At 64.2% G+C, this 26,951-nt stretch carries 23 protein-coding genes and 1 pseudogene; 8 read left to right on the forward strand and 16 right to left on the reverse strand.

Annotation, left to right across the window (positions count from 1 at the left end):
* Positions 1-181: 181 nt before the first annotated feature.
* From QRN45_RS03620 to QRN45_RS03635, 4 genes are read left to right on the forward strand one after another with little or no spacing between them, the layout of a single operon-like run.
* Positions 182-1,318 (forward strand): type III polyketide synthase, encoded by a 1,137-nt coding sequence (locus QRN45_RS03620; protein ID WP_284762456.1) that lies wholly within the window; start codon positions 182-184, stop codon positions 1,316-1,318.
* Positions 1,319-1,331: 13 nt separating this feature from the next.
* A complete protein-coding gene (locus tag QRN45_RS03625; RefSeq protein WP_241707836.1) occupies positions 1,332-2,060 on the forward strand; it encodes a class I SAM-dependent methyltransferase in 729 nt (242 codons plus the stop codon).
* Positions 2,053-3,195: an FAD-dependent oxidoreductase gene (locus tag QRN45_RS03630; protein WP_284762457.1), complete on the forward strand. Its 1,143-nt coding sequence runs from the start codon at positions 2,053-2,055 to the stop codon at positions 3,193-3,195. Before QRN45_RS03625 ends, QRN45_RS03630 begins: the two co-directional genes overlap by 8 nt.
* A 15-nt stretch (positions 3,196-3,210) precedes the next feature.
* The gene (locus QRN45_RS03635; protein ID WP_284762458.1) at positions 3,211-3,888 is read left to right on the forward strand and encodes a peptide deformylase; all 678 of its coding nucleotides are present in this window, start codon (positions 3,211-3,213) and stop codon (positions 3,886-3,888) included.
* On the opposite strand, the gene QRN45_RS03640 is transcribed toward QRN45_RS03635, so the two are convergent.
* On the reverse strand, positions 3,878-5,905 hold the full coding sequence (locus tag QRN45_RS03640; protein WP_284762459.1) for a S9 family peptidase: 2,028 nt from the start codon (positions 5,903-5,905) through the stop codon (positions 3,878-3,880). The two genes, QRN45_RS03635 and QRN45_RS03640, sit on opposite strands and share 11 nt — an antisense overlap.
* Before the next feature lie 68 nt (positions 5,906-5,973).
* On the opposite strand from QRN45_RS03640, the gene QRN45_RS03645 reads away from it, so the two are divergent.
* The 4 genes and pseudogenes from QRN45_RS03645 (at position 5,974) to QRN45_RS03660 (ending at position 9,127) form a co-directional block, all read left to right on the forward strand.
* Complete coding sequence (locus tag QRN45_RS03645; RefSeq protein ID WP_284762460.1) at positions 5,974-6,828, forward strand: methyltransferase domain-containing protein; 855 nt, start codon at positions 5,974-5,976, stop codon at positions 6,826-6,828.
* Between the two features lie 109 nt (positions 6,829-6,937).
* Positions 6,938-7,398: pseudogene (locus tag QRN45_RS03650) on the forward strand (NfeD family protein).
* A gap of 118 nt (positions 7,399-7,516) precedes the next feature.
* The gene (locus QRN45_RS03655; RefSeq protein WP_078108912.1) at positions 7,517-8,536 is read left to right on the forward strand and encodes an SPFH domain-containing protein; all 1,020 of its coding nucleotides are present in this window, start codon (positions 7,517-7,519) and stop codon (positions 8,534-8,536) included.
* Positions 8,537-8,779: 243 nt separating this feature from the next.
* On the forward strand, positions 8,780-9,127 hold the full coding sequence (locus QRN45_RS03660) for an RNA polymerase-binding protein RbpA (RefSeq protein WP_059389983.1): 348 nt from the start codon (positions 8,780-8,782) through the stop codon (positions 9,125-9,127).
* A gap of 81 nt (positions 9,128-9,208) precedes the next feature.
* On the opposite strand, the gene QRN45_RS03665 is transcribed toward QRN45_RS03660, so the two are convergent.
* The 15 genes from QRN45_RS03665 to arc form a co-directional block, all read right to left on the reverse strand.
* Positions 9,209-9,952: a polyprenol monophosphomannose synthase gene (locus QRN45_RS03665; protein WP_284762461.1), complete on the reverse strand. Its 744-nt coding sequence runs from the start codon at positions 9,950-9,952 to the stop codon at positions 9,209-9,211.
* A gap of 438 nt (positions 9,953-10,390) precedes the next feature.
* The gene (locus tag QRN45_RS03670; protein WP_284762462.1) at positions 10,391-12,067 is read right to left on the reverse strand and encodes an amidohydrolase; all 1,677 of its coding nucleotides are present in this window, start codon (positions 12,065-12,067) and stop codon (positions 10,391-10,393) included.
* 31 nt (positions 12,068-12,098) lie between these two features.
* Positions 12,099-14,996: a DEAD/DEAH box helicase gene (locus QRN45_RS03675; RefSeq protein ID WP_284762463.1), complete on the reverse strand. Its 2,898-nt coding sequence runs from the start codon at positions 14,994-14,996 to the stop codon at positions 12,099-12,101.
* Positions 14,997-15,020: 24 nt separating this feature from the next.
* Complete coding sequence (gene tatC, locus QRN45_RS03680; RefSeq protein ID WP_078108942.1) at positions 15,021-15,815, reverse strand: twin-arginine translocase subunit TatC; 795 nt, start codon at positions 15,813-15,815, stop codon at positions 15,021-15,023.
* A gap of 48 nt (positions 15,816-15,863) precedes the next feature.
* A complete protein-coding gene (tatA, locus tag QRN45_RS03685) occupies positions 15,864-16,130 on the reverse strand; it encodes a Sec-independent protein translocase subunit TatA (RefSeq protein ID WP_078108908.1) in 267 nt (88 codons plus the stop codon).
* Positions 16,131-16,162: 32 nt separating this feature from the next.
* Positions 16,163-16,513 carry a hypothetical protein gene (locus QRN45_RS03690; RefSeq protein WP_284762464.1) on the reverse strand — a complete coding sequence of 117 codons (351 nt, stop codon included), beginning with the start codon at positions 16,511-16,513 and terminating at the stop codon, positions 16,163-16,165.
* Between the two features lie 9 nt (positions 16,514-16,522).
* A complete protein-coding gene (locus QRN45_RS03695) occupies positions 16,523-18,559 on the reverse strand; it encodes a helix-turn-helix transcriptional regulator (RefSeq protein ID WP_284762465.1) in 2,037 nt (678 codons plus the stop codon).
* Positions 18,560-18,654: 95 nt separating this feature from the next.
* The gene (locus tag QRN45_RS03700) at positions 18,655-19,050 is read right to left on the reverse strand and encodes an FKBP-type peptidyl-prolyl cis-trans isomerase (RefSeq protein WP_078108905.1); all 396 of its coding nucleotides are present in this window, start codon (positions 19,048-19,050) and stop codon (positions 18,655-18,657) included.
* 49 nt (positions 19,051-19,099) lie between these two features.
* Positions 19,100-20,044, reverse strand: coding sequence for an FKBP-type peptidyl-prolyl cis-trans isomerase (locus QRN45_RS03705; RefSeq protein WP_241707728.1), 945 nt, complete (start codon positions 20,042-20,044; stop codon positions 19,100-19,102).
* Between the two features lie 110 nt (positions 20,045-20,154).
* On the reverse strand, positions 20,155-21,519 hold the full coding sequence (pafA, locus tag QRN45_RS03710) for a Pup--protein ligase (protein WP_078108903.1): 1,365 nt from the start codon (positions 21,517-21,519) through the stop codon (positions 20,155-20,157).
* A gap of 1 nt (position 21,520) precedes the next feature.
* On the reverse strand, positions 21,521-22,228 hold the full coding sequence (gene prcA / locus QRN45_RS03715) for a proteasome subunit alpha (protein ID WP_078108902.1): 708 nt from the start codon (positions 22,226-22,228) through the stop codon (positions 21,521-21,523).
* A gap of 1 nt (position 22,229) precedes the next feature.
* The gene (prcB, locus tag QRN45_RS03720) at positions 22,230-23,039 is read right to left on the reverse strand and encodes a proteasome subunit beta (RefSeq protein WP_078108901.1); all 810 of its coding nucleotides are present in this window, start codon (positions 23,037-23,039) and stop codon (positions 22,230-22,232) included.
* Positions 23,040-23,117: 78 nt separating this feature from the next.
* On the reverse strand, positions 23,118-23,321 hold the full coding sequence (locus QRN45_RS03725) for a ubiquitin-like protein Pup (protein WP_284762466.1): 204 nt from the start codon (positions 23,319-23,321) through the stop codon (positions 23,118-23,120).
* A gap of 123 nt (positions 23,322-23,444) precedes the next feature.
* Positions 23,445-25,061: a depupylase/deamidase Dop gene (gene dop / locus QRN45_RS03730; RefSeq protein ID WP_284762493.1), complete on the reverse strand. Its 1,617-nt coding sequence runs from the start codon at positions 25,059-25,061 to the stop codon at positions 23,445-23,447.
* Positions 25,062-25,111: 50 nt separating this feature from the next.
* Positions 25,112-26,926, reverse strand: coding sequence for a proteasome ATPase (arc, locus tag QRN45_RS03735; protein WP_241707730.1), 1,815 nt, complete (start codon positions 26,924-26,926; stop codon positions 25,112-25,114).
* Positions 26,927-26,951 lie beyond the last annotated feature (25 nt).

The raw sequence follows: 26,951 nt of genomic DNA on the forward strand, positions 1-26,951 counted from the left end.
ACATGCACCAATATTAACAGCCCACCTCTAGCTATTTTGGAGACACACCACTAGTAGGTCGTCGCCTCAATTTGTGACGCAGAACGTTTGGGAATCCCCGGAAACAGCCGATGCCCCTCAAAACGTCCACATATCCACGCTGTGCCATTGTCAACGGCATCTTCGTCGCCAACAATGAAGCATGCCGGTCTACGTGAGGTCCCTGGAAACTGCAGTTCCGCCCACAGTGCTTGTGCAACCACAAGCACGCGACGTTTTCGCTTCCCAACCCGGCCTGACGCGGCTTGGATCCCGATTGGTGCGAACCTGCTTCGATTCAGCAGCGATCGATACTCGCTTCACTGCCGTCTCCGAATTGTCCCTTGATAATCATTCCGAGAATCCGTCGTTCTTCGACCCCGCCACGGGGCGTGTCCTCCGCCCCAGCACCAAGGTGCGCAATGAAATTTTTGCCGTCGAAGCCACCAAATTGTTTATTGAGGCTGCCAAAGCCGCTGTAGGGAAATGTCCGGATATCGATTTGCTTGACATAACTCATGTCATAACTGTTTCCTGCACAGGATTTTTCAATCCCGGCCCCGACTACAAAGTGGTCCGGGCCCTCGGGCTCAGTCCGGCCGTGCAGCGCTACCATCTTGGCTTCATGGGTTGCTATGCCGCGTTCCCTGCCCTCCGGGCGGCCCGGCAGTTTTGCCAGGCCGATCCTTCCGCCGTGGTCCTGGTCATCTGCGTGGAGCTTTGCTCGCTCCATGTCCGGACCTCGAATGATCCGGACACCATCATGGGGTCGGCGATCTTCGCGGACGGTGCGGCGGCTGCCGTCGTGGCTTCCCGCGAACCTGAGGGGCCGGACCCGGCGATCAGGCTGGATCATTTCGAGACTGTCCTGACGCCCGTCGGCGAAGAAGCCATGGCCTGGAACATTGGCGACGAAGGCTTCGAAATGGTTCTCGGCACGTATGTGCCCCACATCATCGAGGAACACATCACCGGCGCGCTTGAGCCGCTGTTTGCGCAGGACCCTTCCCTGGCCGGACTCCCCTACCGGGATATCAGGCATTGGGCCATCCATCCCGGCGGCCGCAGCATCCTCGACAAAGTCGAGTCGAAACTTGAACTCACCGAAGAACAGATGATTCCCGCGCGCGAAGTCCTTCGCGACTACGGCAACATGAGCAGCGCCACCGTGCTCTTCGTCCTGAAGCACATCCTCGAACAGGCTCCGGCACAGCGGGAGGAGCGCATCTGTTCCATGGCATTCGGCCCCGGCCTCACCGTGGAGACAGGGCTGTTCACCCGGGTTTCCCCGGATCTCTGATGCTGGCTCCGTGATGGCTGCCCGCCCCCGCCCAAGAGGCTTTCTCGCCGCACGGGATGTGACCGCCGTCGAAGACATGGACCGCCCCGATTGCGAGCTCGAGCGCCTCAACCGGAGCTACGCGCGCTTTCCTATCGTCAACGCGGTGGTGTCCGGCTGGCGCGCCACCTACAGCTCACGGATCAAGCCGTTGCTCACGACGGCGGCGCCCACCACGGTCCTTGACATCGGCTGCGGCGGTGGAGACGTCGCCCGCAGCCTCGCGCGCCGTGCCGCGGCGGACGGTTACCGCCTGGAAGTCACGGGAATCGACCCCGACGAGCGTGCCTTCCATTTTGCGAATTCCGCACCGCCGGTGGAGGGCGTGAGCTACCGAAAGGCACTCAGCTCGGAGCTCGTGTCAGAAGGGCGCACGTTCGACGTCGTTATTTCGAACCACGTCCTCCACCATCTGACCGCCCCGGAACTCGACTCGTTCCTCGGCGATTCCGAACGCCTGTGCCGCAGGCTCGCCCTGCACAACGACCTCAAGCGCAGTCGCGTGGCATACGCGCTCTTCTGGGCAGGATCCTGGCCCCTCGGCGTCGGATCCTATATCCACGGTGACGGCCTCACCTCCATCAGGCGAAGCTACACAGCGGTGGAACTCCGTGCCGCCACTCCCCCGGCCTGGACTGTTGAATCGAACGGCATGTGGCACAACCTGCTGGTCTACCGGCCCGGCGAGGTCCCCGATGTTTGACGTCGTGGTGGTTGGAGCCGGGCCTGTCGGGCTGTTCATGGCAGCTCTGCTCCTGCAAAACGGGCATCGCGTTGCAGTTCTGGAAAGGCGCGAATCGCCGATCCGCCAGACCCGCGCCATAGGAATACATCCTCCTGCCCTGGCCGCTTTGGACACCGTAGGCGCCGCCCATCCGCTGGTCTCTTCAGGCGTGCGGATCAGCCACGGTGCCGCGTACAGCGGCGGCCGGAAAGTCGCCGACATGGACTTCGCCCGCGCCTCGGCTGAGTACCCGTTCATCCTTTCGGTTCCGCAATACCTCACCACCCAGGCCCTTGAGTCCAGGGTCATCGACCTGGATCCTGACGCCCTCCACCGAGGCGTCCACGTTGAGGAAGTCGTCGACGACGGCGGGCACCTGCGTTTGCGGGGACAGCAAGCCGGGGCTCCAGTGGAGTTCCTTGGGCGCTTCGTGGTGGCGGCCGACGGCGTACACTCGGCAGTGCGCGCGGGACTGGGACTGGAGCCACACCTCCGCACCTATCCCGACTACTACGTCATGGGCGACTTCAGGGATGAATCGCTGTACGGCCACAACGCGGTCCTTTTCCTTGAGCCGGCAGGAATCGTGGAGTCCTTTCCGCTCCCTGGCGGCATCCGAAGGTGGGTGGTCCGGCTTGGCGCCCCGTGCCAGGAACCCACTCCGCATGCGCTCGCCACCCTCATCACGAAGCGGACCGGCGGTGCGGTGGACTCAGCAAGCAATACGATGATCAGCGCCTTCGGCGTCACGTCGCGGCTGGTCTCCCGGATGGTCCACGGACGGATCGCCCTTCTCGGAGATGCTGCGCACGAAATCAGCCCGATCGGCGGACAAGGGATGAACCTGGGCTGGTTGGACGCAGTTGCCTTGGCGCCGATCATCAGCGAAGCGTTGCGGACATCCGCCAACAGCCCCGCCGGCAAGCAGCTGGCCGGTTTCGAGCGGGACCGCCAACGTGCGGCGAAGAAAGCCATCTGGCAGGCCAGCCTGAATATGGCCCTCGGCCGCCCCCTGCCGCCAAAAGTCCTCAGCGCACGGAACGCCCTGATCGGTCGGGCCATCACGTTGCCCCTGTTCTCGGAGCTTGTTGCCCGTCGGTTCACGATGCACTGACACTAAGCTCAATCCATGGACTTTGAGACGCGCCCCCTGCCTTCCGGCCCGGACACAACATTTACTGCCTCGGAAATCCGCAGCGCAGTCCAGGAGTTACTCGGTCTTGAAGGCCTCCCGCCCATCGTGCAGGTCGGCCATCCCGTGCTGCGCCAGCGCGCAGCGCCCTATGACGGCCAGCTCGACGACACAGAATTGGCGCAGCTGATCGAGCGGATGCGGGATGTCATGCATGCCGCTCCCGGCGTGGGCCTCGCGGCACCGCAGCTCGGCATCCCCTTGCAGTTGGCTGTGCTCGAAGACCATTTCGATGTCGACCCTCTTGCCTCGGAGATCCGGCAGAGGACGCCCCTGGGCTTCTTCGCGATACTGAATCCAAGCTACGAGCCCGAGGGGACATCCACGGCGTCTTTCTATGAAGGATGCCTGTCGATGCGCGGATTCCAGGCCGTGGTGACACGGCACCGCGACGTCCGCCTGCACTACCAGCGTCCTGACGGCAGCACGACCTCGGCCGGATTCTCCGGGTGGCAGGCCCGGATAGTCCAGCATGAGACCGACCACCTGCACGGCGGAATCTATCTGGATCGCGCCGAACTGCGTTCGCTGGCAAACGATGGAGAGTACTCCGCCCACTGGGCGTTCCCCGGAATCGACGAGGCACGCAGCGGACTCGGTTTCCTCAACGCGTAACTGAACCGGTTTCGCGCGGCGGATTTGCCCTGGAAGGCAGGTGCGTTGCCCACCATGCCAGGATCTGCTCGAAACGTTGCCGCCTGTGGTGCGGCGTGCCCGATCGCGACAGTTCGTGGTCTTCACCCGGGAAGAGGAGCAACGCCGCCTCCACGCCCTGCGCCTTGAGGGCCGCGAAGTAGCGCTGGCCTTGTTCAACCGGGCACCGGAGATCGTTTTCGCTGTGGATCACCAGCGTGGGCGTGCGCACTTCAGTCACGACGGCCATGGGGCTTTGGGCAGCCATCTGCTCTGATGAGCCTCCCGTGTATTGGCCGCCGAAGAACCATCCGATATCCGAGGAGCCGGCAAAGCTGACGGGGTCGAGGAATCCGCGCTCCACAATTGCTGCCTTGAAGCGGTGTTCATGGCCGATGACCCAGGCGGTGAGGTATCCGCCGTAGGACCCGCCCATGATGCCGATCGATTCCCTGTCCATTGCCGGAAAGGCTTCCAACGCACCCTCCAGGAAGGTGAGCACATCCGCCATGTCCACCGTGCCCATCTTTTCCTTGATGGCTCCACCGTGCGCCTGGCCGTATCCTGCGGAACCGCGCGGGTTGCACATCAGCACGGCGTATCCCGCCTCGGCGTATACCTGCGCTTCGTCGAAGAAGGCACCCGTGTACTGGGCGAAAGGACCTCCGTGGATGGTGAGCAGCACGGGATGGGGGCCGTTCCCCTCCGGCAGGACCGCCCAGCCATGGACCGGGTATCCGTCAGCGCCGGTGGCGGTGAACTCATGCGGTTCAAGGACGGTAGCTCCGTCCCGGAACGCCTTGGCGAAGTCCGTGAGCAAGCGGAATTCGCCCTTTTCCAGAACGCCGACCTCGCCACTGCTCGAGGCGTCCCCATACGTGACAGCCACGACGTCCCCCACCGCGGACGCTCCGATCACGACCAGTGGCCCCTTGACGAGGACCTCGCTCTCGCCATCGGCTGTCCACTGGATCAGCTGGACGCTCCCACGGCTCGTGTTGAGCGCGAGCACCCCGTCCGCTCCACGGGCTTCGAGGCGGCCGCCGATGTCCTGGTTTTCGACGTCGCTGAGCATCGTCGCGCTGCCTCCCCGGACCGGCATGGCGTACAGTGCCGTGTTCCTCGCGACGAAGTCCAGGCCGTCGTCACCGAGGTCCTGTGCCGTGAAGAACAGCCATTCACCGTTCACGGATTCGCAGACTTCATGGACGGACTGCGGCGCAGCGTCCGGACGCAGCGCCGTGGTCTCTCCGCCCGCGGCCGGGACACGATAGATACCCGAGGCGATATCGGCGTCGTGCCCTTCGTGGAGCGAAGCGACAAAATAGACGCTTGTACCGTCGCTGCTGAACGACGGCGAGGTGTGGTCGGCGTCGCCGAACGTCAACTGCACCGCCGGCGGCACCAAGCCAACCGCTTCGGACCCCCGAGCCTTGGCGGCCCTCCCGGCGGGAACCACGGGGGGTTCCATTCCCGGCTCGGGAACGTCGACGACGAACAGTTGGGCCGGCTTGTCCGCGGTGAACCCCAAGCCATTGAGCCTGTATTGGTTGCCGGTGATCAGGCGCGGATCTTCGCTCCCGGCTCCGACGCCGTCAACCGTTCCGTAGCGGCCTTCTTCGGGAAACCGCGAGGAGAACACCATCCTGCGCGAATCAGGCGCCCAGGAAAACTCGGAGACGCCCAGTTTCTGGTCGGTGATCGCTTGCGGCTCCCCGCCGTCGGCCTCCACCACGTGCAGTTGCGGCTTGCCGTCCGGCGTCGTCCGCAGGAATGCCAGCACATTGCCGTCCGGCGAGAAGGCCGGTGCGGTGTCCCGGAAGCCACGGGTGATCCGCCGGGGTGGCATCGCCTGGTCAAAGGGAATGCTCCAGAGCTGCCCTACGTACGCATCGGCGTCGAAATCGGGCCGCGTGACCGACACGACGGCGCGCGTCCCATCGGGATGGGTGGCGGGAGCAGAGACGGAATTCAGCAGAGGGAGTTGTTCGGCTTTCACGCTGGTGAGCCTAGCCGCAGTCACCCCGGGGCGATATGCGCCACTCCGGCCACCGTAGGATTGCCCATATGCTTTCCGACGCCGTCCGTTCCTTGCGCTGCCCGGTCTGCAACGGGCCTTTCCGCCTGAACGAAGCTCCGCCGTTTTCGCTGGGTTGCGTCTCCGGCCACAATTTCGATTCCGCCAAACAGGGCTACTTCAACCTGCTCAGCGGCAAGGGCACGGTCTTCGAGGCCGACTCGGCCGAGATGGTCGCAGCCCGCCACGATTTCCTGGGCGCTGGCCATTATGCTCCCCTTGCCGAGGCCATCGCGGAGCTTGCGGCCCCGGACCTGGCGGCGCCGGGATCCCTCGTCCTGGATTCGGGGACCGGAACCGGCCACTACCTGCGCACAGTGCTGGACCGCACTCCGGCAGCGGCCATCGGCATTGATATTTCAAAGTTCGCCCTCCGCCGGGCTGCGAGGTTGAATCCGGGCGCCATCAACCTGGTGTGGGATATCTGGCGGCCCCTGCCGCTCGCGGACCACGCCGTGGATGCCCTCATCGTTGTCTTTGCCCCTCGGAATCCCCCGGAGTTCGCCCGTGTGCTGCGTCCAGGCGGCCGGGTGATCGTGGTGACTCCGCGCGACGGACATCTTGGGGAGATTGCGGAACGGACCGGAATGCTGGGCATTGAGCCGGGCAAAGACGAGCGACTTGCCGAGTCGATGCAGGAGTACTTCACTCTCGCGGACACCGTTCGACTCGACGTGGATCTCAATCTCAGCGGGCGGGACATCGCCGATGTCGCCTTCATGGGTCCCGCAGGCCACCATCTCGAGCGCTCCGCACTCCTCGCGTCGACGGCCGCGGAAACGTCAGTCAAAGCCACTGCGAAGTTCACCCTCAGCGTTTTCACAGCGCCGGAGCAAGGCTCCTAACGGTAACCTTCGCACCGGGCTAGGATGGAAAAACAGCGACTGTGATCTTGCCGACGCTGCAGTCCGGGGCAGACCGGCTGCCGCCGCAAGTCCGGAAACAGGGGGAACGATGTTTGAATGGCTTGGCAGCAACTGGTGGGCTCTCTGGCTCACGGTGTTTCTCGCTTTCGCCGTGGTGGAGATGCTGACTCTCAGCTTCTTCTTCATCATGCTCGGGGCCGGCGCGCTGGCTGCCCTGGTCGCTGACTTCGCCGGAGCCGATCTATGGTTGCAGATCGTCGTCCTTTGCATCGTGTCCCTGCTGATGATCGCGTTTGTCCGTCCTATCGCGCTGAAGCATCTCCGCAAGGGTCCCGCCGAGCAACGCACCAACGTGGACCGCTTGATCGGCCAATCCGCCCTCGTCATGGAGCCTGTCAGCGCGACGGCGGGACTCGTCAAAATCGGTGGCGACGTGTGGAGCGCCCGCAGCGCGGCGGAACCATCGACGCCGGCCAGACCGTGCAGGTCACCAGGATTGACGGCGCGACGGCGGTGGTCGCCTTGACGGCGGAAAACAGCCCGCACTGAGAAGCATCCCGCCATGGCTCAAGCCGTACGTTCGACGATGAGCGTCCGGCGACGAGCGACCGGCATTTTGCCGCACACATACCGCATCAAATACGTAACTGGGGAATGAAGGAGATGTATGGACAGCTTGGGAGGAACGGCAGCCGCGATTGTGCTGCTAGTTCTCGTCATATTCGTGATTATCGTCTTGGTCCGCTCGATCAGGATCATCCCGCAAGCGCGCGCCGGCGTCGTGGAACGCCTCGGCAAGTACCAGCGCACGCTCAACCCCGGGCTCACCATCCTCATCCCGTTCGTCGACCGCCTGCTGCCGCTGTTGGATCTTCGCGAACAAGTGGTTTCCTTCCCGCCGCAGCCGGTGATTACCGAAGACAACCTGGTTGTCTCCATCGACACCGTGGTCTACTTCCAGGTCACGGATCCCCGGGCGGCGACCTACGAGATCGCCAACTACATCCAGGCTGTTGAACAGCTGACCACCACGACGCTCCGCAACGTCGTGGGCGGCTTGAACCTTGAAGAAGCGCTCACCTCGCGCGACCAGATCAACGGCCAGCTCCGCGGGGTCCTGGACGAAGCCACCGGACGCTGGGGAATCCGCGTTTCACGCGTGGAACTCAAGGCAATCGACCCGCCACACTCCATCCAGGACTCAATGGAGAAGCAGATGCGGGCCGAGCGCGACCGGCGTGCCGCGATTCTGACCGCCGAAGGCACCAAGCAATCGGCGATCCTCACGGCCGAGGGCCAGCGGCAGGCAGCAATCCTCGCCGCAGAGGGTGACGCCAAGGCAGCGATCCTCCGCGCCGACGGCGAAGCGCAGGCCATCCAGAAAGTCTTCGACGCCATCCACAAGGGCAACCCGGACCAAAAGCTGCTGGCCTACCAGTACCTTCAGACCCTGCCGAAGATTGCGGAGGGATCATCGAACAAACTGTGGATCATCCCCAGCGAGGTCGGCGAGGCCCTCAAAGGCATCGGCGGTGCGCTGGGTGGCGCCAACGGTGGATCAGGCGTGGCGGACCTGTTCAGCGATTCCGGGAAGCCGTCAGCCGAGGTCCCTGCCCCGGCGGGCACACCGGCCGTAAGTCCAGGACACGCGCAATCAACTGCAGCTGCGCAGGAACCGTCGCCATAACTGCGGACGGCGTGCAAGGGGACCGGCCAGATTAACTGGCCGGTCCCCTTCGCTTTGTCCTGTCAGCTTCGATCCGCGTATAATGGTGTATTTGTCCGGCCGGTTCAGTCCGAACGGAACATTAACGCTTGGTCAGGCGTTTCATCTAGTGATGCAACGTGTGCAGACAGTAGTCCGGGCGACGCCATCGCGGCGTCCGGCTAGCGCGGAGCATGGTTCCGCGAACAGACAGAGGGAGTAATCATGAGCGATCGCAGCCTGCGGGGCATGCGTCTTGGCGCCCAGAGCATGGAAACCGAATCCGGTGTGGAGCCGGCGCCGCGTCAACGGGTTGAATACCGCTGCGCGGACGGAGAGCAGGTCTTCGTTACCTTCTCCTCCGAAGCCGAGATTCCTCCTGTCTGGGTTTCCAAGACAGGCAAGGAAGCGCTCCTGGTTGATGGTGAACGCCCCGTTGACACCAACGAGAAGGCCGTCCGCACACACTGGGACATGCTGCTGGAGCGCCGCAGCCTTCCCGAGCTTGAGCAGATCCTCGAAGACCGCCTGAACATCCTGCGCGAACGTCGCGGGGAACGCCGCTCGGCATAACAGCCACGATTTTCAAGGCCCACGCCAAAGGCCGGATCCGCCCTCTTCGCAGAGCGCAGATCCGGCCTTTGTGTGTCCGGCCTACTTTGGGACCCGGGTCTTCTTCCCGGTCAACGCGGCCCAGCGGGAAGCCAGCCCCCATTTGGTGACGTTGATCATGGCCTCGACGACGATGTTGCCGCTCATCTTGGAGGCCCCGAGCTCGCGCTCCACGAAGGTGATGGGGCGTTCGACGATCTTCAGTCCAAGTTTGGCCACCCGCCACGCCAGGTCCACCTGGAAGCCGTAGCCAACCGACTCGACCTGGTCCAGCTTGAGCGCCTCGAGGGTGCTGCGGCGGAACGCACGGTAGCCGCCGGTGATGTCTTTGATCTTCAAGCCGAGCATGAGCCGGGCATAGGTGCTGCCCGTGCGCGAAATCGCCTGGCGGTAGAGCGGCCAGTTCACGGTGCCGCCACCCGGAACCCAGCGTGAGCCCATGGCGAGGTCGGCGCCGTCGTTGATCGCTTCCAGCAGCAACGGCAGTTGCTCAGGCTGATGCGAACCGTCGGCGTCCATCTCAACCAGGACGTCGTAGCCGGCGGCCATGCCCCACTTGAATCCGGCAATGTACGCGGCTCCGAGGCCTTCCTTGCCCTTGCGGTGCAGGACGCGGACCTGGCTGTCCTCGGCGGCGATGCTGTCGGCGAGCTGTCCCGTGCCGTCAGGGCTGTTGTCGTCGACAACCAGGACGTCGGAGGCGGGCACAGCCGCGCGCAGCCGTCCGAGGGTCTTGGGTAGCGATTCCAGCTCGTTGTACGTGGGGATGATCGTCAGGACACGCAAGAAGAGGCCTTTCCTTGATGGAGCGGTCAGTGGGCCGGAGCAGCAGCGTGGCTGGCATTCAGGCGCAACTCTCCATTATAGGACGACAACCCGACGTACTTTGGGACATCTGTGGCGTCCGCCACAAGGGTCACCACTGGCCGCGGGCAGGTCCACAAGCCCAGGTCCAGTGCCGGCCCGCGCGTTGTACTCGTGGCCGAACCGTTTTCTGCAGCACCGTGGACCTGCCCACTACGAGTGCCACGGTCGTGGGAAACGGGTCCGTTGACTGTTTTTGACAACCGGAACCGACCGCGGCCAGACAACCAGGTATTCCCTGTGGCAGTCTGTTGACCCTAAATGCTACGGACTTCACAAATCGTGTCAAGCGCCCCCTGAGCTGGGGCTTTGTTCATCCATGCAGGTCAGGGGCCTTCAGGCCAAGCAGGCTATCTGGAACTATGACCGCAAAGTTTCACTCGCGAAGATCTCCTGGCCTTCGCGCACTGTCTGCAGGCAAGCGGGATCGCTGCCGCCGTCCAACGCCGGGAGGAGGGGCGTTCGAGCACGTGGATCGGTGGACCAGGACTGGACTCGGTCATCGGCCACTTGCACCATCAGTTCCTCAACTTCCCACACCGCGAAACTTGCAGGAGCCCCGGGGACCAATTGCCCCATGAACGGATTGCGCTCTTTGCTCGCGCGCCAGCCGGCCCTGGTGTGTCCGAGGAACGCTGCCCGTGCAGAAATGCGTTGATCCGGATTGCTGTGTTCCAGGCACGCCCTCACGCTGGACCACGGCCGCAACGGCGTGACCGGGCTGTCGCTTCCAAAACACACCGGCACGCCGGTGGAGTAAAACGAAGCAAAGGGATTCATGGCAAGGCTTCGCTCCCCCAGTCGCTGCTCATACAGTTTTCCGGCCCCGCCCCACGCGGCATCGAAGGCTGGCTGTGCGCTCACGGTGATCGAATACTTGGCAAGCCGGGCGAGGTCGCCGGCGTCGGCCATTTCCACATGCTCCAGCCGGTGCGCAGCGGCACGGACGCGCTGCTCCCCTACTTCCGACGCGGCGAGGTCCAAGGCATCCAGCGCCGTCTTCAGTCCCGCGTCTCCAATGACGTGGAAGCCTGCCTGGATGCCGAGCGTCGAACAGGCCGCAAAGTGGCGGGCGGCTTCGTCGACGGACACATAGAGGCTTCCGCGGTGGCCCGGCGCGTCGGCGTAGTCTGCGCTGAGGGCAGCCGTTCGCGATCCGATCGAACCATCGATGTTCAAATCACCGGCCAGGCCAAGAACGCCTACGTCCAGGCCCTCCAGGAGGGCAGCGGCATGCTCGGCCGACGTGGCCAGTTCGCCCCAGTAGGGAAGAATTCCGGGGACGGCTGCCCTGTCCTCGCTCCACGGCCCGGAGTTCCACGAGGCGGACATCCGAAGGTCTTCGACACTGCAAATGTGCGGGGCCGCCATTTCGGCCAGTGCGACGTAGCCGTTGGCCGCAGCCTCCCGGAGTGCCACCTCCTGGTATCGGCGGCGTTCGGCGTCGGGGAACTGCCTGGCGACCAGCCGGGCGGCAGTGTGGGCGGCCCCCAGGACGTGGGCGGAACCGTCGTAGCCGTCGAGGCCGTCCAGTCCCGCCGCGGATGCCAGGGAGGACGAGGCAAGCGCCGAATGCGCATCCACGCGTGCCAGGTACACCTTGCGTCCGCCTGCGGCGCGATCGAGTTCCTCCGGCGTGGGCACGGTTCTTTCGCCCCACGCTGACTCGTCCCAACCGTGGCCAAGCACGGAGCCGGAGGCGCCAAGATCCTTGGCGGCCCGGGCGACGGCGTCGAGCAATTCGCGCGCCGAGCGGACCCCCGCCAGTTGGAGGGAACCGGCAGCGATTCCAGTCTCCGTGAGGTGCATGTGGGAGTCCACGAAAGCGGGCGCCAGCAAGGCTCCCCGGAGATCGATGACTTCCATCGACGAGTCGGCAATCGACGTCGCTGCCTGCTCCGAGCCAACCCAAGCAACGGTGTCGCCGTCAACCAGCATTGCGGTCGCGAAGGGATCAGCGGCAGTGTAGACAGAGCCGTTCCGGTACATGGTGACCTTGCGGGGCCGGGTGTCGGCGGGCACGCCTGGATGAGTCATGGATATGCTCCTTGCTGGGAATCTGTGGGGGTCAGGAGACGTTGGAGTACGCGACCACACCGCGGCGGACCAGGTCGATCGCTTCGCGGCATATCTTGGTGTGGCGACGTTCGAGCCCTGGAATCTTGGCCATCTGGTCCAGCAGGTCGATCACCTGCTTCGCCCAGCGCACAAAGTCGCCCGCGGCGAGGTCGGTACCACTGAGAACTTCCTGAAGGTGGCGGCCCTTGGCCCATTTGAAGATGGGCCAGACAAGTCCAAGCTCAGGCTCAGCGGTCAATGGCAGCCTGTTCTTGTCCTCGACGTCCTCCAGCGCTGACCACTCATGCACCACGATGTCCACGGCCGTTTCGAGGGACACGGACGGCATTTTGGGTCGCAGGCCCCGGTCGTCGCGCTTCGCCTGGTAGACCATCGTGCTCGCCAGCGCGGCCAGTTCTGCGGCGTCGAGGTCCTTGATGGCCCCTTGGCGGATGGATTGCGAGATCAGCAGGTCTTTTTCGCCGTAGATCCGGCGCAGGCGCTGGCCGTCAGCGCTGATGGTGACATTGCCGGCGTCGGACGTCTGGAGGTAACCGTAGGCGGCGAGGACGTCGCACACGCGGTCGAATGTCTTCGCGATCGTATTGGTGCGGCCCTGGATCTGCCGGACGAGCCCATCGGTTTCATGACGCAATTTCCACCAGCGTTCAGCCCAGCGGGCATGGTCCTCGCGTTCACTGCAGCCGTGGCAAGGATGGGCGCGCAGCGCCCTGCGGAGGTCTGCGATCTTCTTTTCCTGGTCCGGCAGGTAGCGGGCGCGGCCGAAGTCCTCGCTCCGGTTGGTACCGCGGGCCGGCGGGCGTCCCTCACGCACTGCGTTCCGCATGGCGGATGCCAGGTCACGGCGCGATTTGGGCAGTTTCGCGTTGAACGACTTCGGAATCCGGATCCAGGACACGGGAGCGACCGGCCCTTCGACTTCGTGGGCGCCGATCCTATGCAGCTGGTTGTCGTCCGTGAGGACGGCGGGGCGCGGTTCACGCGAATTGGGATCGGCATTGAGCACGACGGCGTAGCCCGGCGTACGCCCGCCGGGAACCTTGACGATGTCGCCGGGCATGAGCCGGGTCAGGGAGTCGACGGTCAGCGATTCGCGGGCCCGCGAGGTGCTCCGCGAGGCAAACTGCTCGGCTTCGCTCAGGTCCCGCCGGAGTTTGGCGTACTCGGTAAAGTCGCCCAGGTGGCACTTCATGGATTCCGCATACCCCGCGAGCGACTCTTCGCGGCTGCGAACCTGCTTGGCGAGCCCCACCACGGAACGGTCAGCCTGGAACTGGGCGAACGACGATTCGAGGATCTGCCGTGCCCGGGGCCGGCCGAACTGGGCAATCAAGTTGATGCTCATGTTGTACGTGGGCCGGAAGCTTGAGTTGAGCGGATAGGTGCGCCGCGATGCCAGGCCGGCGACGGCGGCAGGGTCAGTGCCCGGTTGCCAGAGGACCACGGCATGGCCCTCGACGTCGATTCCGCGCCGTCCAGCGCGGCCGGTCAACTGCGTGTACTCCCCCGCGGTGATGTTGACGTGGGCTTCGCCGTTGAACTTGTCGAGCTTCTCGAGGACGACGCAGCGGGCAGGCATGTTGACGCCCAGCGCAAGGGTTTCCGTTGCAAACACCGCTTTCACCAGGCCGTCCGCGAAGAGCTTCTCCACAACCTCCTTGAAGGTCGGCAGCAAGCCGGCGTGATGCGCGGCGAGGCCGCGGAGCAGGCCGTCGCGCCAGCTCCAAAAGCCCAGGACATCCAGGTCGTCGGCCGGAATCTCACGGATGGCCTCATCCACCCGGGATGCGATGATTTGTTGTTCCCGCTCCGTGGTGAGCCACAAGCCGGCGGCGGCACACTGCGCCACGGCCCCGTCGCAGCCGGCGCGGGAGAAAATGAAGGTGATGGCCGGTAGCAATCCCTGGCGGTCCAGGCTCGCGATGATCTGGGGCCGGCTGGCCTTGCGGACCGGGCTGCGCTGCTCCGCGGCGGTATTGTCGCGCTGGCGGTCCTGCCGGCGGCGACTACGCCCACCATGGCCGAAGCGGCCACGGTAATTCATCTGGCTTTCTGCCCTGGCCATGGACAGCAGCTCCGGGTTGACTTCGAACTCCCTTTGCAGGGGATTCCGGTCCGGCTCCCGCACTGCCTCCGGTGCTGGAGCTTCGCCGTCGGGTGCCTCCGGAGCGATCTCGTCGAAGCTGGTGTCCCCGGCGAAGAGGTCGACGATCTCACGCCCCACCATGACGTGCTGCCACAAAGGGACGGGACGGTGCTCGGAGACAATCACATCGGTGTGCCCGCGCACGGTGTCGAGCCACGCGCCGAACTCTTCCGCGTTGGACACCGTTGCGCTGAGGGAGACCACTTGCACTTCGCTGGGCAGGTGGATGATCACTTCTTCCCAGACTGCGCCGCGGAAGCGGTCTGCCAGGTAGTGCACCTCATCCATGACCACGTAGCCAAGGTCCCCGAGGGTGTCCGAGTCCGCGTACAGCATGTTCCGCAGGACCTCAGTGGTCATCACGACAATAGGAGCCTCGCCGTTGATGGTGGTATCGCCGGTCAGCAGTCCCACGTTCGAGACGCCGTACTTCGCCGAGAGCTCGGAGAACTTCTGGTTGCTCAGCGCCTTGATGGGCGTCGTATAGAACGCCTTGAGTCCGCGTTCGAGCGCCAGATAGATGGCGAACTCGCCGACGATTGTCTTCCCGGCACCCGTGGGCGCCGCCACGAGCACTCCCCTGCCCTCCTGGAGCGAACGGCAGGCGTCGCGCTGGAATTCGTCGAGTTCGAACTCCAGCGATTGGGCGAAAGTGCCAAGGTAGGTCTTCGACTCAGCACTCCGCTGCGCTGCGGCTTGAAAGGCTTCTGAGGGCGAAAGGGCCCCTGAATTGGAGGACATGCTTCAAGCCTAGTGGCCGTGAGACTAGAGATTCTCCAGATCGGAAGCACGTGTGGCGATGTCGGCCGTGGCATCCGTCTCAGCAGCGATCTTCGACTGCTGGCGCGCGCGCCGTTTGTCGTTCAGCATGCAGAGCCCGATCGCGGCGAAGAACAGCGCAAGGAGAGGGCCGGCGAGCATGAACATCGACAAGGCGTCCGCACCGGGCGCGGCAACGGCCGCCAGGACGAACACGAGGAAGACCGTGATGCGCCAGGCTTTGAGGATGGTCTTGCCACTCAGGACGCCGGCCATGTTGACGCCCACCAACACCACCGGCACCAGGAACGCGATGCCGAGGAAAAGAAGCATGTGCGTGGCGAACGTCAGGTACTGGGATGCATCGATGTTGTTGGCCCCGTTTTGCGGCGTGAACTGCAACAGCGCACGCACCACGTTCGGGATGACTGTCCATGCAACATAGACCCCGGCCAGGAACAACGGCACCGCGGCCGCCATGTACCCCAGCGTGTACCGGCGCTCTTTCTTGGTCAGGCCCGGCGTAATGAATGCCCAGACCTGATAGATCCAGATGGGGCTGGAGAGCACCAAGCCGATCTGGATCGCAATGCGGAACTTGAAGTCGAAAGGATCTCCCACGCTCGCGAAGTTCAGGACGGCGGTCCGCTTGGTCTCTTGGGCGATCTTGATCAACGGATCCGACAGGCTGTTGACCACAGGCTCGTAGAGGAACCACCCTGCCACGGCGCCCAGGAGAACGCCGATGGCAGACTTGATCAGCCGGTTCTTAAGCTCCCTCAGGTGGTCTAGGAGCGCCATCCGCCCTTCGGGGTTGGCTTTGCGGCCTGTCTTCGTTGCCACTACTGCTTAGCTACGGTTTGCGGGCGGAACGTCAGTGTCGTTGCCGCTCTTGTTCGCTTCGGGGTGGTTGACCACTCTGCCCTCAACGGGGTCCGTGTCGTCCTTGGCCGCAGGCTTCCCGTCGTTCTTCATTTCCTTGACTTCGGACCTGATGATGCGCATCGACTGGCCGAGGCTACGGGCCATGGCAGGCAGCTTGGGGGCCGCGAACAGCAGCAGGGCCACGATGATGATAATGACAATTGGCCAGGGGCCATCAAATAGTCGTCCCACGGGAAGTCCTTTCGTTGGAATACATCCTACGTCTAACTGAATTCGATGTCGTGCAGAGACTGGGGTTGGCCCCGTTCTGCTTTGCGCTTAACGCGCTTTTGGCGACGCACTTCCCGGCGGGAGGCCTTGGCCGTCACGTAATCATGACGCATCTGTTCCGGTGAGGCAAAAACGGCCGCACCGAACACATCCGCCGGGGCCCCGCCGTCGTCGTCGGCATGTTCGCGAAGGTGCGGGCGGTGCCCGAGCGCCTCCCCTGCCGCACTCAGTTCACGCACCGTGGCCATGAACTTCCGGAAAAGCCGAACGCCCAACAGGACATAGCAAAGCAGCGATACCGCAATCAGCGCGACCCACAGAAGGATCCAGGACCACCAAGGCATTTGAGTAGTCTAACCAGCCTTCACGGTTTGTACCGGGTCCGCCTGCTTGTACTGCCGGAGGGCCGCTGCCACCCACGCCGCCGACTTGTCCGCCAACTCGGCCGGCTGCAAAATGCGGGCCGCACCGCCATGCTGCGCGACGAACATCGGCAACCAGTCAGCATTTCCGAACCGGATCTCGGCCAGCAAGCCGCCGTCGGGAAGGACGGCGGTCCGCTCAGCGTAATAGTCGCCCGCCAGTCCGACGCCTTGCCGGGTCAAGTGGAGGACGACGACGACGTCGTCGTCGTTGGGCGTGTACAGCTTCACCGGAACGCCTTCCTCGACGGCGGAACTCCGGGAAACCGGCTGGCCGTTGGGCGTGACTTCCTCGATGCGGTCCAGGCGGAAGTTCCGCAGCCCGGCTTTGCTATGGCAATAGGCCTCGAAATACCACGTGTTGTCCAAGGAATACAGCCGGAAAGGGTCGACGTCCCGCTCGGAGATCGAGTCGCGCTGCCGGGACAAGTAGCGAAGCCGCAATTGTTGACCCGACTGGATCGCGTGGGTGATGGTGTCGAACGCCCCGGCGTCGGCGGGGGTTACGGGTGGTCCCGCGACGGCTGACGCCAAACGGCCGGCCTCGCCCGCAGCGCCGGTGAGCTTCAGTGTGACGGACTCCAGGGCGCCGCTCTGCTCATCCTCCGACATTCCGGCCTGGGCGGGAAGCCCGCCGAGGGTCGCCAGGCCCGTGAGCAGCGCGCAAGCCTCGTCAACGCTGAAGCGGATGGGCCGGTTGAGTTCGAGGTGCTCGCGGATGTAGACGTGCTCGTTCTCCCAATCGATGTCAAACAAGTCGTCCGGATAACCCTCGGGCCGGCCGGAGCAAATCAGTATGGTCAGGTCGGCCACGAGTTCCTCGCGGGTCACACCGAAGCGGTCCGCCACTTCCTGGATCGGCAGGCCCTGGTTGTGGACAAGGAAAGGGACCAGCTGCAGCATGCGGTTGAGTTGGTCTTCGGAGGTCCGCTTACGGGCCAGCGGCGCCGGGCCGGCGCCGGAGAAGCGGACCTCGACGGCGGGGCTCGAGGCGAACGCAGCGGCCGCCTCAAGCCGCCGGATCACGGCATCGCGCAGCTCCGGAGGTCCCGCGACGCGGACGTGGGGACCGTAGGAGGCCAGTTCCTCGGCGAGCAGCTCACTGTCCCGAAAAGGCACCGACAGCCGGTCCCAGCCGCCTGGGGAGCCGCTGGTGGCAGCCGTCCCCGTGACACTCACCGCGCGCTTGCGAAGACCGAGCAGACGGCCTTCGGCGACGTCGAGGTGGGCCTCCTGCAAAGGAAGTTCGGTGAGGCTGTCCAGTTCGGCGCGGATATCGAACCCCGGAGGTGTCTCGCAGTGATGCCCGGTCTCGACATGGACATCGCTCGTCATCCGGGACAGCCGGAAGAACCGCTTCGCCTGGCGTGCGCTGTCCAAGCCCACCACGTACCACTGGCCGAACCGGCTCCCGAGGCCCCAAGGCTCCACGGTGCGGCGTTCGTCCTTGCCGGTGCTGGCGGCACGGTAGCCGAAACTCACGGGGTGCCGGCCGTTCATGGCCATGATGATGTCGTCAAAAGCCTGGCCTGCGGGCTTGATGCGCGGCTGGACACCGGCAGGGAGTTGGACGTCGGCAAGGTCGCCGGAAGCCTGCAGCTTCCGCAATGCGCTTGCCGCAGCTGAGCCGAGCGCCGCGCGCTCCCATAGCTGCGCGGCCAGGAGCAGGACCGTGCCCTCCGCCGGCGTCAGCTGCACGTACGGCAGGCGATTGGACTCCTTGCCGATGCGGTATCGGGTCGAGGCGGGATCGTCCGCGCCGAATCCGTGGTCGAAGAGCGTTTCGATCTCGAAGCCAAACTGCTTCAGGTCTGACTTGTCGCGTTCAAACATGCGTCCGAACGCGACGTCGCTGCCGCCGGCGTCGTGATAGACCTTCTGCCTGAGAACGGCCCGGGACAGCCCGTATCTCGTGTTCAGAAGGGCAATCAACAGGTTCAGGAGTCGTTCGGTACGTGATGCGGACACCCTTGCAACGTTACTAAATTCCGCCGCCAAAGGCGGAAGGCGCGTCTGCAGCCGGATTTCTCCGGCTGCAGACGCGCCTTCCCATGCTGTGAAACCTAGCGGACTGCCACGAGGTCCACCACGAAGATGAGGGCTTCGTTCGGCTTGATGGCCGCGCCTGCGCCGCGGGAACCGTAAGCAAGCTCGGAGGGGATCTCGAGGCGACGGCGGCCGCCGACCTTCATCCCGAGCAGTCCCTGGTCCCAGCCCTGGATGACCTGGCCGACGCCCACTCGGAAGTCCAGCGGCGCGCCGCGGCCCCAGGATGCGTCGAATTCCTCGCCGGTGGACCAAGCAACGCCGACGTAGTGGGTGGAGACGGTGTCGCCGGCCTGGGCCTCGGCGCCGTCACCAACGATGATGTCCTTGATAACGAGTTCCGTGGGGACGTCGCCCTCCGGGAAGTCGATCTCCGGCTTGGTGCGGTCGTAATCGCGCTGACCAAATGACATGGGTACTCCTCAATGTGATAGCTACGGTGTTTCGGATAATTGCGGAAGGCTACTGGGCGCCCAGGATGTCCACGACGAAGACCAGGTCGCCCGTAGGCTGGCCCTGGGCTGCGGCCGCGTCGCCATATGCGAGGCTCTTGGGGATGACCAGGAGGACACGGGAGCCGACGGTCTTGCCCGTCAGGCCTTGAGTCCAGCCCTTGATGACGCCGTTCAGCGCGAAGCTGGCGGTCTGGCCCTTGTCGTAGCTCGAGTCGAACTTCTTGCCGTCAGCCAAGGTGACGCCGACGTAGTTGACCGTCAGGGTGTCCGTTTCCTTGACGACTGCGCCCTTGCCCTTGATGAGGTCCTGGGCGACGAGGGCCGACGGCGCCTTCGCACCGTCAACGGAAATCTGCGGAATTCCCTTGTCGTCGACCTTGACCGTGGGGAGACCGGCGGGCGGAGTCACGGTGTCGCCCTCAGGCTTGTCCAAGGGTTTGACTGCGTCCTTGACGCCGGTGACCTTGAAGACCACCAGCTGGGATGACGTTGCCGCTGCTTCAGCAGAAGCCGGAGTTCCCGGGACGGCAAAAGCGATGTCGGCGCCGACCTTCGCACCGACCAGCGCGTTGTAAAGCACAGCGCTGCCGGTCTTGAGCTGGTCGTTCAGTTCGACCGGCTGCGACCCTGTCGGGAAGGTGTCTTCGAGTGTCTTGCCGTCCTTGCCGTCGACGGCAATGTAGGTGATCTGCGCCACCTGTCCGGCCTTCACTTTGTCACCGGTGCCGTCGCTGACCATCTTGATGGTCGGCTGCGTTACGTCCAACGGCTTGGTGAAATCCAGGCCGGGGGCCTTCTTGTCTCCATTGTCGGAGACCTTGAGGGAATCCAGCTTGGCGACATCGCCGGCGGACTGGCTGGTGGGCTCCGGGGTTGCTGTTGTTGCTGGACTTCCGCCGCAGGCGGTGAGCAGCAAAAGGCCGGGGATAAGAATTGCTAGTAGACGTCGCACAAATTGAACTTTCGTCGGGGCAAAAGGAGGGCATGGCCGGGCCGGGCTCGGCCATGCGCGTAGCGGCCTGTTAAAAGGCCAACCTCCAGAGTAGCTGGTGAAGCTGGGAGTCAGCTCATCGAGTCCAGCAGGGCATCCACTCTCTCGTCGACGCTGCGGAAGGGATCCTTGCACAAAATCGTCTGGTGCGCGCGGTCGTTCAACTTCAAATGGACCCAATCCACGGTGTAGTCACGCCCGAGTTCCTGGGCGCGCCGGACGAAGTCGCCACGCAGTTTTGCCCGGGTGGTCTGCGGCGGCGCATCCACTGCATCCTTGATGTCCGTGTCGGCCACGAGGCGCCTCGCCGCACCGCGCGACTGGAGCAGGAAGAAGAGCCCGCGCTTGCGCGAGATGTCGTGATACGTCAGGTCCAGTTGCGCGATCCTCGAGGAGTCGAGGCCGATTCCATGGCGGCGCATGTAGCCGTCCATCAGCTTCTTCTTGATGGCCCAGTCAACTTCGGTATCTATTCCGCTGGTGTCGCCGCTGTCGATCGCGTCGAGCGTCCGCTCCCAAAGATCCAGGATGAGCGGCACGTGCGGATTGTGGGCTCCATTTGATGCCACGAAGGCGGTGACCTTTGCGAGGTACTCGCGCTGGATGTCCAGGGCCGTCAGTTGCCGGCCGTTGGCCAGGCGCACCAAGGCCTTACCGCTCAGATCGTGGGAGATTTCCCGGATGCTGCGGATCGGGTTCTCCATGCGCATGTCCCGCATGATCACTCCGGCCTCAATCATGCGCAGGAGCAGGTCCACCGTTCCCACTTTCAACAGGGCGGTGGTTTCGGACATGTTGGAATCACCGACGATCACATGCAGACGGCGGAAGAACTCGGCGTCGGCGTGCGGCTCGTCACGGGTGTTGATGATCGGGCGGGACCTCGTCGTCGCGGAGGACACGCCTTCCCAAATGTGGTCGGCACGTTGGGAGAACGCGAACGTGGCCCCATGGGGCGTCTTGAGGACCTTGCCCGCGCCGGCGATCAGCTGCCGCGTCACGAGGAAGGGAATGAGGATCTCGGCGAGCCGCGAGAACTCGCCGCGCCGCGGAATCAGGTAGTTTTCATGGCTGCCGTAGGAATTGCCGGCGGAATCGGTGTTGTTCTTGAACAGGTAGACTGTTCCGTTGAATCCCTCCGCCGCAAGCCGCGCCTGCGCTTCATCGACGAGGTCGTCGAGAATGAGTTCCCCGGCCCGGTCGTGGGCAATCAATTGCGCGAGGTCGTCGCATTCCGCAGTGGCGTACTCCGGGTGCGAACCGACATCCAGGTACAGGCGCGAGCCATTGGTCAGGAAGACGTTGGAGGAACGTCCCCAGCTCACCACCTTCCGAAAGAGGTACCTGGCGACTTCCTCGGGAGCCAATGGCCGCGAGTCCGGGCTCGAATACGAAATGCCGAACTCGGTTTCAATCCCGAATATTCTTTTATCCATCTCAGGCCTCCCCTGCCAGCAGCTGCGTGATTTCGTCCGCCCGGAGCCGCCGGAAGGCCCGTCGGGAACCGCGTCCGCTTTCCGGACTCCGGTCAAGGACTGCGGCCTCGACGGCGGTGCCGGGCAGTGCGTCGACTTCCTTGTCCGTGGCCAGCGCCTTGACCGCCAGGCGGAGTGCGCCGGCCAGGTTGAGGTCGGCCTTCCAACCGCCGGCCACGGTCTCGGCTACTTGCTCGGCCAAGCCGCCCATCACCACAAAACCGTTCTCGTCGGCGATCGAACCGTCGAAAGTCAGCCGATAAAGGTGGTCGCCGGCTTGCGTATGCCCGACCTCTGCGACTGCGAGCTCCACCTCGAAGGGCTTTTGTTCCGCGGTGAAGACTGCGCCCAGGCTCTGCGCGTAGACGCTGGCCAGGCCGCGGGCCGTGACGTCCTCGCGATCGTACGAATAGCCGCGGACGTCGGCGTAGCGGACGCCTGCTTGGCGAAGACTCTCAAACTCGTTGTACTTGCCCACGGCGGCGAACGCGATCTTGTCGTAGATCTCACCGATCTTATGGAGCGACGGCGAAGGGTTCTCCGCCACCAACGCGATGCCGTCAGCACAACTGATCACGACGACGGAACGGCCGCGGGCGATGCCCTTCCGCGCGAAATCCGCGCGGTCCTTCATCAGTTGCTCGGGCGAAACATAGAACTGCTGGGTCATCTCAGGCCTCCCGTCCGGCAACTGCGCGCGATTCAACAATGGATCCTGCGATCGCCGCCAATTCCCGTTCCGGCACGCGGCGGGCGCCGGCGCGGTTGACGGTATACACCACCGGCCAGAGCTGCCGGACGGGGTCCGGACCGCCGGTGGCGGAGTCGTCGTCGGCGGCGTCGTAGAGGGCTTCGACGGCGACGGCGACGGCCTCGTCTTCAGTGAGGTTCGGCCGCCACAGCTTCTTCAAGGCGCCACGTGCGAAGACGGAACCGGATCCGACCGAATGGTGCTCCAATTCCTCGTATCGTCCGCCGGTGACGTCGTACGAGAAAAGCCGTCCCACGCCGGCCGACTGGTCGAACCCAGCGAAGAGCGGGATCACCGCAAGGCCCTGCATCGCCATGGGCAGGTTTCCACGGATCATGGCTCCAAGCCGGTTGGCTTTGCCGTCCAGGCTCAGCAGTGTGCCCTCGATCTTTTCGTAGTGTTCCAGTTCAACCTGGAACAACCGGGTGATGTCGATAGCCAGGCCTGCTGTCCCGGCAATTCCCAGGACGGAATATTCGTCGGCCGGGAAGACCTTCTCGATATGCCTGCTGGCGATCACGTTGCCCATGGTGGCACGCCTGTCCCCCGCCATCAGGACGCCGCCTGGATAACTCAGGGCGACGATTGTCGTGGCATGGGGCACCGGCGGAATTTGTCCCGCAGGCAGCGCTTGGTTGAAGGGAAGGAGTTCAGGCCTGGAGCGTTGCAGATGCTCTATGAACGAAGACGTTGCTTGGGTGGCCAGGTGGCCGGCTGATGGATCCTGCATTGCTGCGCTCCTTCGACTCTGACATCCGATGCCCGGCGGCCTCGCGCCGGCCGGGCCCTTGGCTTGGCTGGCGGCTGGCTATTGACCGCCCTTTTGCACAAATGCCCGCACGAATTCCTCGGCGTTCGACTCAAGTACGCCGTCGATTTCGTCGAGGAGATCGTCAACGCCCTGCGTGGCGACCGAGGACTGTGCCTCTGGCGCTGCGGGCGGTGCCTCGGGGGCGTCGGCCTCTGTCTCGACGTCCCGCGACTGCGGTTGCTGCTGCTCCTGAGCTGCCATTTCCTTCTCCATTCTGTCCATCCCCGGCAACGGGGACTTCCTGTAATGCCATACTGCCACGGGGCGGGCCGTGACGCTGCGGTTTTGTCGGGCCCGTTTGGCGGCCGTTCCTCAGCTGCCCGTTCAGGCGGGCGGGGCCGGGTCCAGGCCGAGCAATTCACGCAGGAATGCACCGGCTGTGGCATGCTTCCGAAACAACTGACCGGTGAGTGCTTCGGTGCCGCGGAGGGGTTCCCTCGTGGGTACCCGCTGCAGTTTCCCGATGCCGGGAACGTCGAAGATGACTGAATCCCAGCTGGCGCCGACCACATCCTTGCCGAAGCTGGAAACACACTTCCCGCGGAAATACGCCCGGGTGTCCGATGGCGGTTCGACGACGGCGCGGCTGATCGTGGCGTCGTCGACGATCGTCTCCATTCGGTCGCGGGAAAGCATCCTGTAATACAGGCCTTTCTCCGGCCTCACGTCGGACCATTGCAAATCGACAAGCCCCAGGCGGGCGTCGTTCCATTCCAGGTCGTCACGGTTCCGGTAGCCATCGAGCAGGGACATCTTGGCCAGCCATTCGACGGAAGACGCGGCACTCGCGGGGTTGCTCCCCAAGAGCCCCAGCGTCGACTCCCACCGCTCCAGGACGTCACGGGTATGGCCGTCTCCACTGAAGGAATCGGAAACCCCGGTCTCCTGGCCAAGTTTGGCCGCTGCCTCGTAGTACATCCACTGGATATCCAGCGCGGTGACCCGCCGTCCGTCAAGAAGCCTGACGGTGGCGGTCAGGGAGGTGTCATGGCTGATGGCCTGCAGGCCGGCCACAGGCTCATGTACTTCGATCTTCGGAGCCTGGCCGGCTTCGATAAGGCTCAGGACCAAAGCCGTGGTGCCGAACTTCAAGTAGTTCGACACCTGGCTCAGGTTGGCGTCGCCGATGATGACATGCAGGCGCCGGTACTTGTCCGCGGTGGCGTGCGGTTCATCCCGGGTGTTGATGATCGGACGCCTGATGGTGGTTTCCAGTCCCACCTCGGCTTCGAAGAAGTCCGCCCGCTGGCTGATCTGGAATCCGGCAGTTGAACCGTCCTGGCCCTTGCCGAGTCGACCGGCTCCGCAGATGACCTGGCGGGTGACGAAGAACGGCGTCAGGCCCCGGACGATGTCCCCGAAAGGCACCGAGCGCGGCATGAGGTAGTTCTCGTGGGACCCATAGGACACCGATTTGTTGTCGGTGTTGTTCTTGTACAGGTTGATGGGCGGCAGGTCGGGATCGGCGGCCACCTTCCGAACGGTGGCCAAGGCGACGAGGTCGCCGGCCGCGTCCCAGGCCACGGCGTCACGGGGATTCGTGACCTCGGGACTGGAATATTCAGGATGGGCATGGTCCACGTACAGCCGGGCCCCGTTGCCGAGCACCATGTTCATGAGCAGCGATCCGGACTCGTCGCCGCCGTCGGCTTCCAGTTCCTGGCGTCCGTACGCCAGCGCGACGGCCTCGGCGTCGAGCACCGGGGGCCTGTCAGTCAGCTGGCTGGGATCGGCGGCACTCCGCTCGAGTGTCCAACCGCGCGCGTCATGCAGGGGTTCTTCGTCCGTATAGTCCCAACGGGTCTCGGCGCCGCCGGCCGCCCGTTGCCGCGTCAGGTTGGCGTAGGCCTGGATGATCCGCGCGGACATCATCGTGGCGTTCGCCCCCGGCGCGGAGGGCGAATGGATGCCGTATTCGGTTTCCGATCCCATGACCCGCATGGCCCCGCCGACGGGAAGCCTGTCCGAAGGCAGGCCTTCCGGCCGGGCCGTCACAGGTACTGGCCGGTGTTGGGAGTCGTTTCGATCGACTTCCCGGGCTCCTGGCCGGCCTTGCCCTGGACGATGGTGCGGATGTAGGTGATGCGTTCGCCCTTCTTGCCTGAGATGCGTGCCCAGTCATCCGGGTTGGTGGTGTTGGGCATGTCCTCGTGCTCGCGGAATTCGTCGACGACGGCGCGCAGGAAGTGGTCGATCCGCAGGCCTTTCTGCTGGGTCAGCAGGAGGTCCTTGATGGCGTACTTCTTGGCCCGGTCCACAACGTTCTGGACCACGGCACCGGAGTTGAAGTCCTTGAAGTAGAGCATCTCGGTATCGCCGTTGGCGTACGTGACTTCGAGGTACTCGTTGGATTTCTCCGTCGAATACATCGCTTCAACGGTGCGCTGGATGATGGCGTCGACCGTGGCCTGGACGTCGCCGCCATGCTCTGCCAGATCCGTCGCGTGGAAAGGAAGGTCGGTGGTGATGTACTTGGCGAAAATATCGGCGGCCGCTTCGGCGTCCGGCCGTTGGATCTTGACCTTCACATCCAGGCGGCCGGGCCGCAGAATAGCCGGGTCGATCATGTCTTCGCGGTTCGAAGCGCCGATCACGATCACGTTGTCCAGCCGTTCGACGCCGTCGATCTCGCTCAGGAGCTGCGGAACGATGGTTGTTTCGACGTCGGAAGAGACACCGGTGCCGCGGGTGCGGAACAGCGAGTCCATCTCGTCGAAGAACACCACCACGGGGCTGCCATCCGAAGCCTTCTCCCGGGCGCGGGCGAAGATCAGGCGGATGTGCCGCTCTGTTTCGCCGACGTACTTGTCAAGGAGTTCAGGTCCCTTGATGTTCAGGAAGTAGCTCTTCAGGTCCACGTTGCCGGCGCGTTCGGAGGCGCGGGCGGCCAGCGAGTTGGCAACGGCTTTGGCGATCAGCGTCTTGCCGCAGCCCGGAGGCCCGTACAGGAGGATGCCCTTGGGTGCTTTGAGCCCGTGTTCGCGGTACAGGTCCGGGTGCAGGAACGGGAGTTCCACCGCGTCGCGGATCTGTTCGATTTGCGGGCCCAGGCCGCCGATGTCCTCGTAGGTGATATCCGGGACTTCCTCGAGGACGAGGTTTTCGACTTCTGCCCGGGGAACCTTCTCCAAGGCATAGCCGGTGCGGGAATCGAGGGACAGGGCGTCACCGACCCGCAGGTGCACTTTCTGCAAGGCACCCGAGAGCCTCACCACGCGCTCTTCATCGGCCCTGCCCACTACCAAGGCGCGGTCCGTGCCGAGCATCTCCTTGAGCGTGACCAGTTCGCCTGCCCGTTCGTACCCCAGTCCGGTCACCACGAGCAGGGCCTCATTGAGGAGGACTTCCTGTCCGACGGCCAGCTGGTTGAGGTTCACGAGCGGGCTGACGCCCACGCGCATCTTGCGGCCGGCGTTGAAGATGTCTACCGACTCCTCAGTGGCCGCCTGGCCCGTGCTGCCTGCCGTTGGCTGGCGCCTCGGATTGATCTGCAGGATCGTCCCGAAGCTGTACGGCGGTTGGCCGTCCTGCTCGAGGGCTCCTTTGAGCCGCAGGATTTCGGCCTTCGCCGTTTCCAGCATGGTCACGAGCTTGGTGTTGTTCTGGGTGGCGGCGGCAAGCTGACGGTCGATGTGGCGCAGCTTGTCTCGAAGGATGTTGATCTGGCGTTCCGCGACGGTGAGTTCCGCGGAGTCGTCCACCGGCTGGATTGCTCCACCCCCGTGTCCCGCTTTTCCCTCAGTCACAGCCTTGTTCGCTGGCTCCTCCGGCGTCGTTCGCCCGAAGTCATTGTTCGACGTATCCACGAAGCATCAGCTCCTTCCCGCTTTC

The organism is Arthrobacter sp. efr-133-R2A-63, from assembly GCF_030209795.1.
Classification (GTDB): domain Bacteria; phylum Actinomycetota; class Actinomycetes; order Actinomycetales; family Micrococcaceae; genus Arthrobacter; species Arthrobacter bambusae_A.

Bases quoted from the DNA above. Each gene is read 5' to 3' on its own strand.
- QRN45_RS03620 (WP_284762456.1), top strand. From the start codon at position 182: ATGCCGGTCTACGTGAGGTCCCTGGAAACTGCAGTTCCGCCCACAGTG.
- QRN45_RS03625 (WP_241707836.1), top strand. From the start codon at position 1,332: ATGGCTGCCCGCCCCCGCCCAAGAGGCTTTCTCGCCGCACGGGATGTG.
- QRN45_RS03630 (WP_284762457.1), top strand. From the start codon at position 2,053: ATGTTTGACGTCGTGGTGGTTGGAGCCGGGCCTGTCGGGCTGTTCATG.
- QRN45_RS03635 (WP_284762458.1), top strand. From the start codon at position 3,211: ATGGACTTTGAGACGCGCCCCCTGCCTTCCGGCCCGGACACAACATTT.
- QRN45_RS03645 (WP_284762460.1), top strand. From the start codon at position 5,974: ATGCTTTCCGACGCCGTCCGTTCCTTGCGCTGCCCGGTCTGCAACGGG.
- QRN45_RS03655 (WP_078108912.1), top strand. From the start codon at position 7,517: ATGGACAGCTTGGGAGGAACGGCAGCCGCGATTGTGCTGCTAGTTCTC.
- QRN45_RS03660 (WP_059389983.1), top strand. From the start codon at position 8,780: ATGAGCGATCGCAGCCTGCGGGGCATGCGTCTTGGCGCCCAGAGCATG.
- QRN45_RS03670 (WP_284762462.1), bottom strand. From the start codon at position 12,067: ATGACTCATCCAGGCGTGCCCGCCGACACCCGGCCCCGCAAGGTCACC.
- QRN45_RS03675 (WP_284762463.1), bottom strand. From the start codon at position 14,996: ATGTCCTCCAATTCAGGGGCCCTTTCGCCCTCAGAAGCCTTTCAAGCC.
- tatC (WP_078108942.1), bottom strand. From the start codon at position 15,815: ATGGCGCTCCTAGACCACCTGAGGGAGCTTAAGAACCGGCTGATCAAG.
- QRN45_RS03690 (WP_284762464.1), bottom strand. From the start codon at position 16,513: ATGCCTTGGTGGTCCTGGATCCTTCTGTGGGTCGCGCTGATTGCGGTA.
- QRN45_RS03700 (WP_078108905.1), bottom strand. From the start codon at position 19,050: ATGTCATTTGGTCAGCGCGATTACGACCGCACCAAGCCGGAGATCGAC.
- pafA (WP_078108903.1), bottom strand. From the start codon at position 21,519: ATGGATAAAAGAATATTCGGGATTGAAACCGAGTTCGGCATTTCGTAT.
- prcA (WP_078108902.1), bottom strand. From the start codon at position 22,228: ATGACCCAGCAGTTCTATGTTTCGCCCGAGCAACTGATGAAGGACCGC.
- prcB (WP_078108901.1), bottom strand. From the start codon at position 23,039: ATGCAGGATCCATCAGCCGGCCACCTGGCCACCCAAGCAACGTCTTCG.
- QRN45_RS03725 (WP_284762466.1), bottom strand. From the start codon at position 23,321: ATGGCAGCTCAGGAGCAGCAGCAACCGCAGTCGCGGGACGTCGAGACA.
- dop (WP_284762493.1), bottom strand. From the start codon at position 25,061: ATGCGGGTCATGGGATCGGAAACCGAATACGGCATCCATTCGCCCTCC.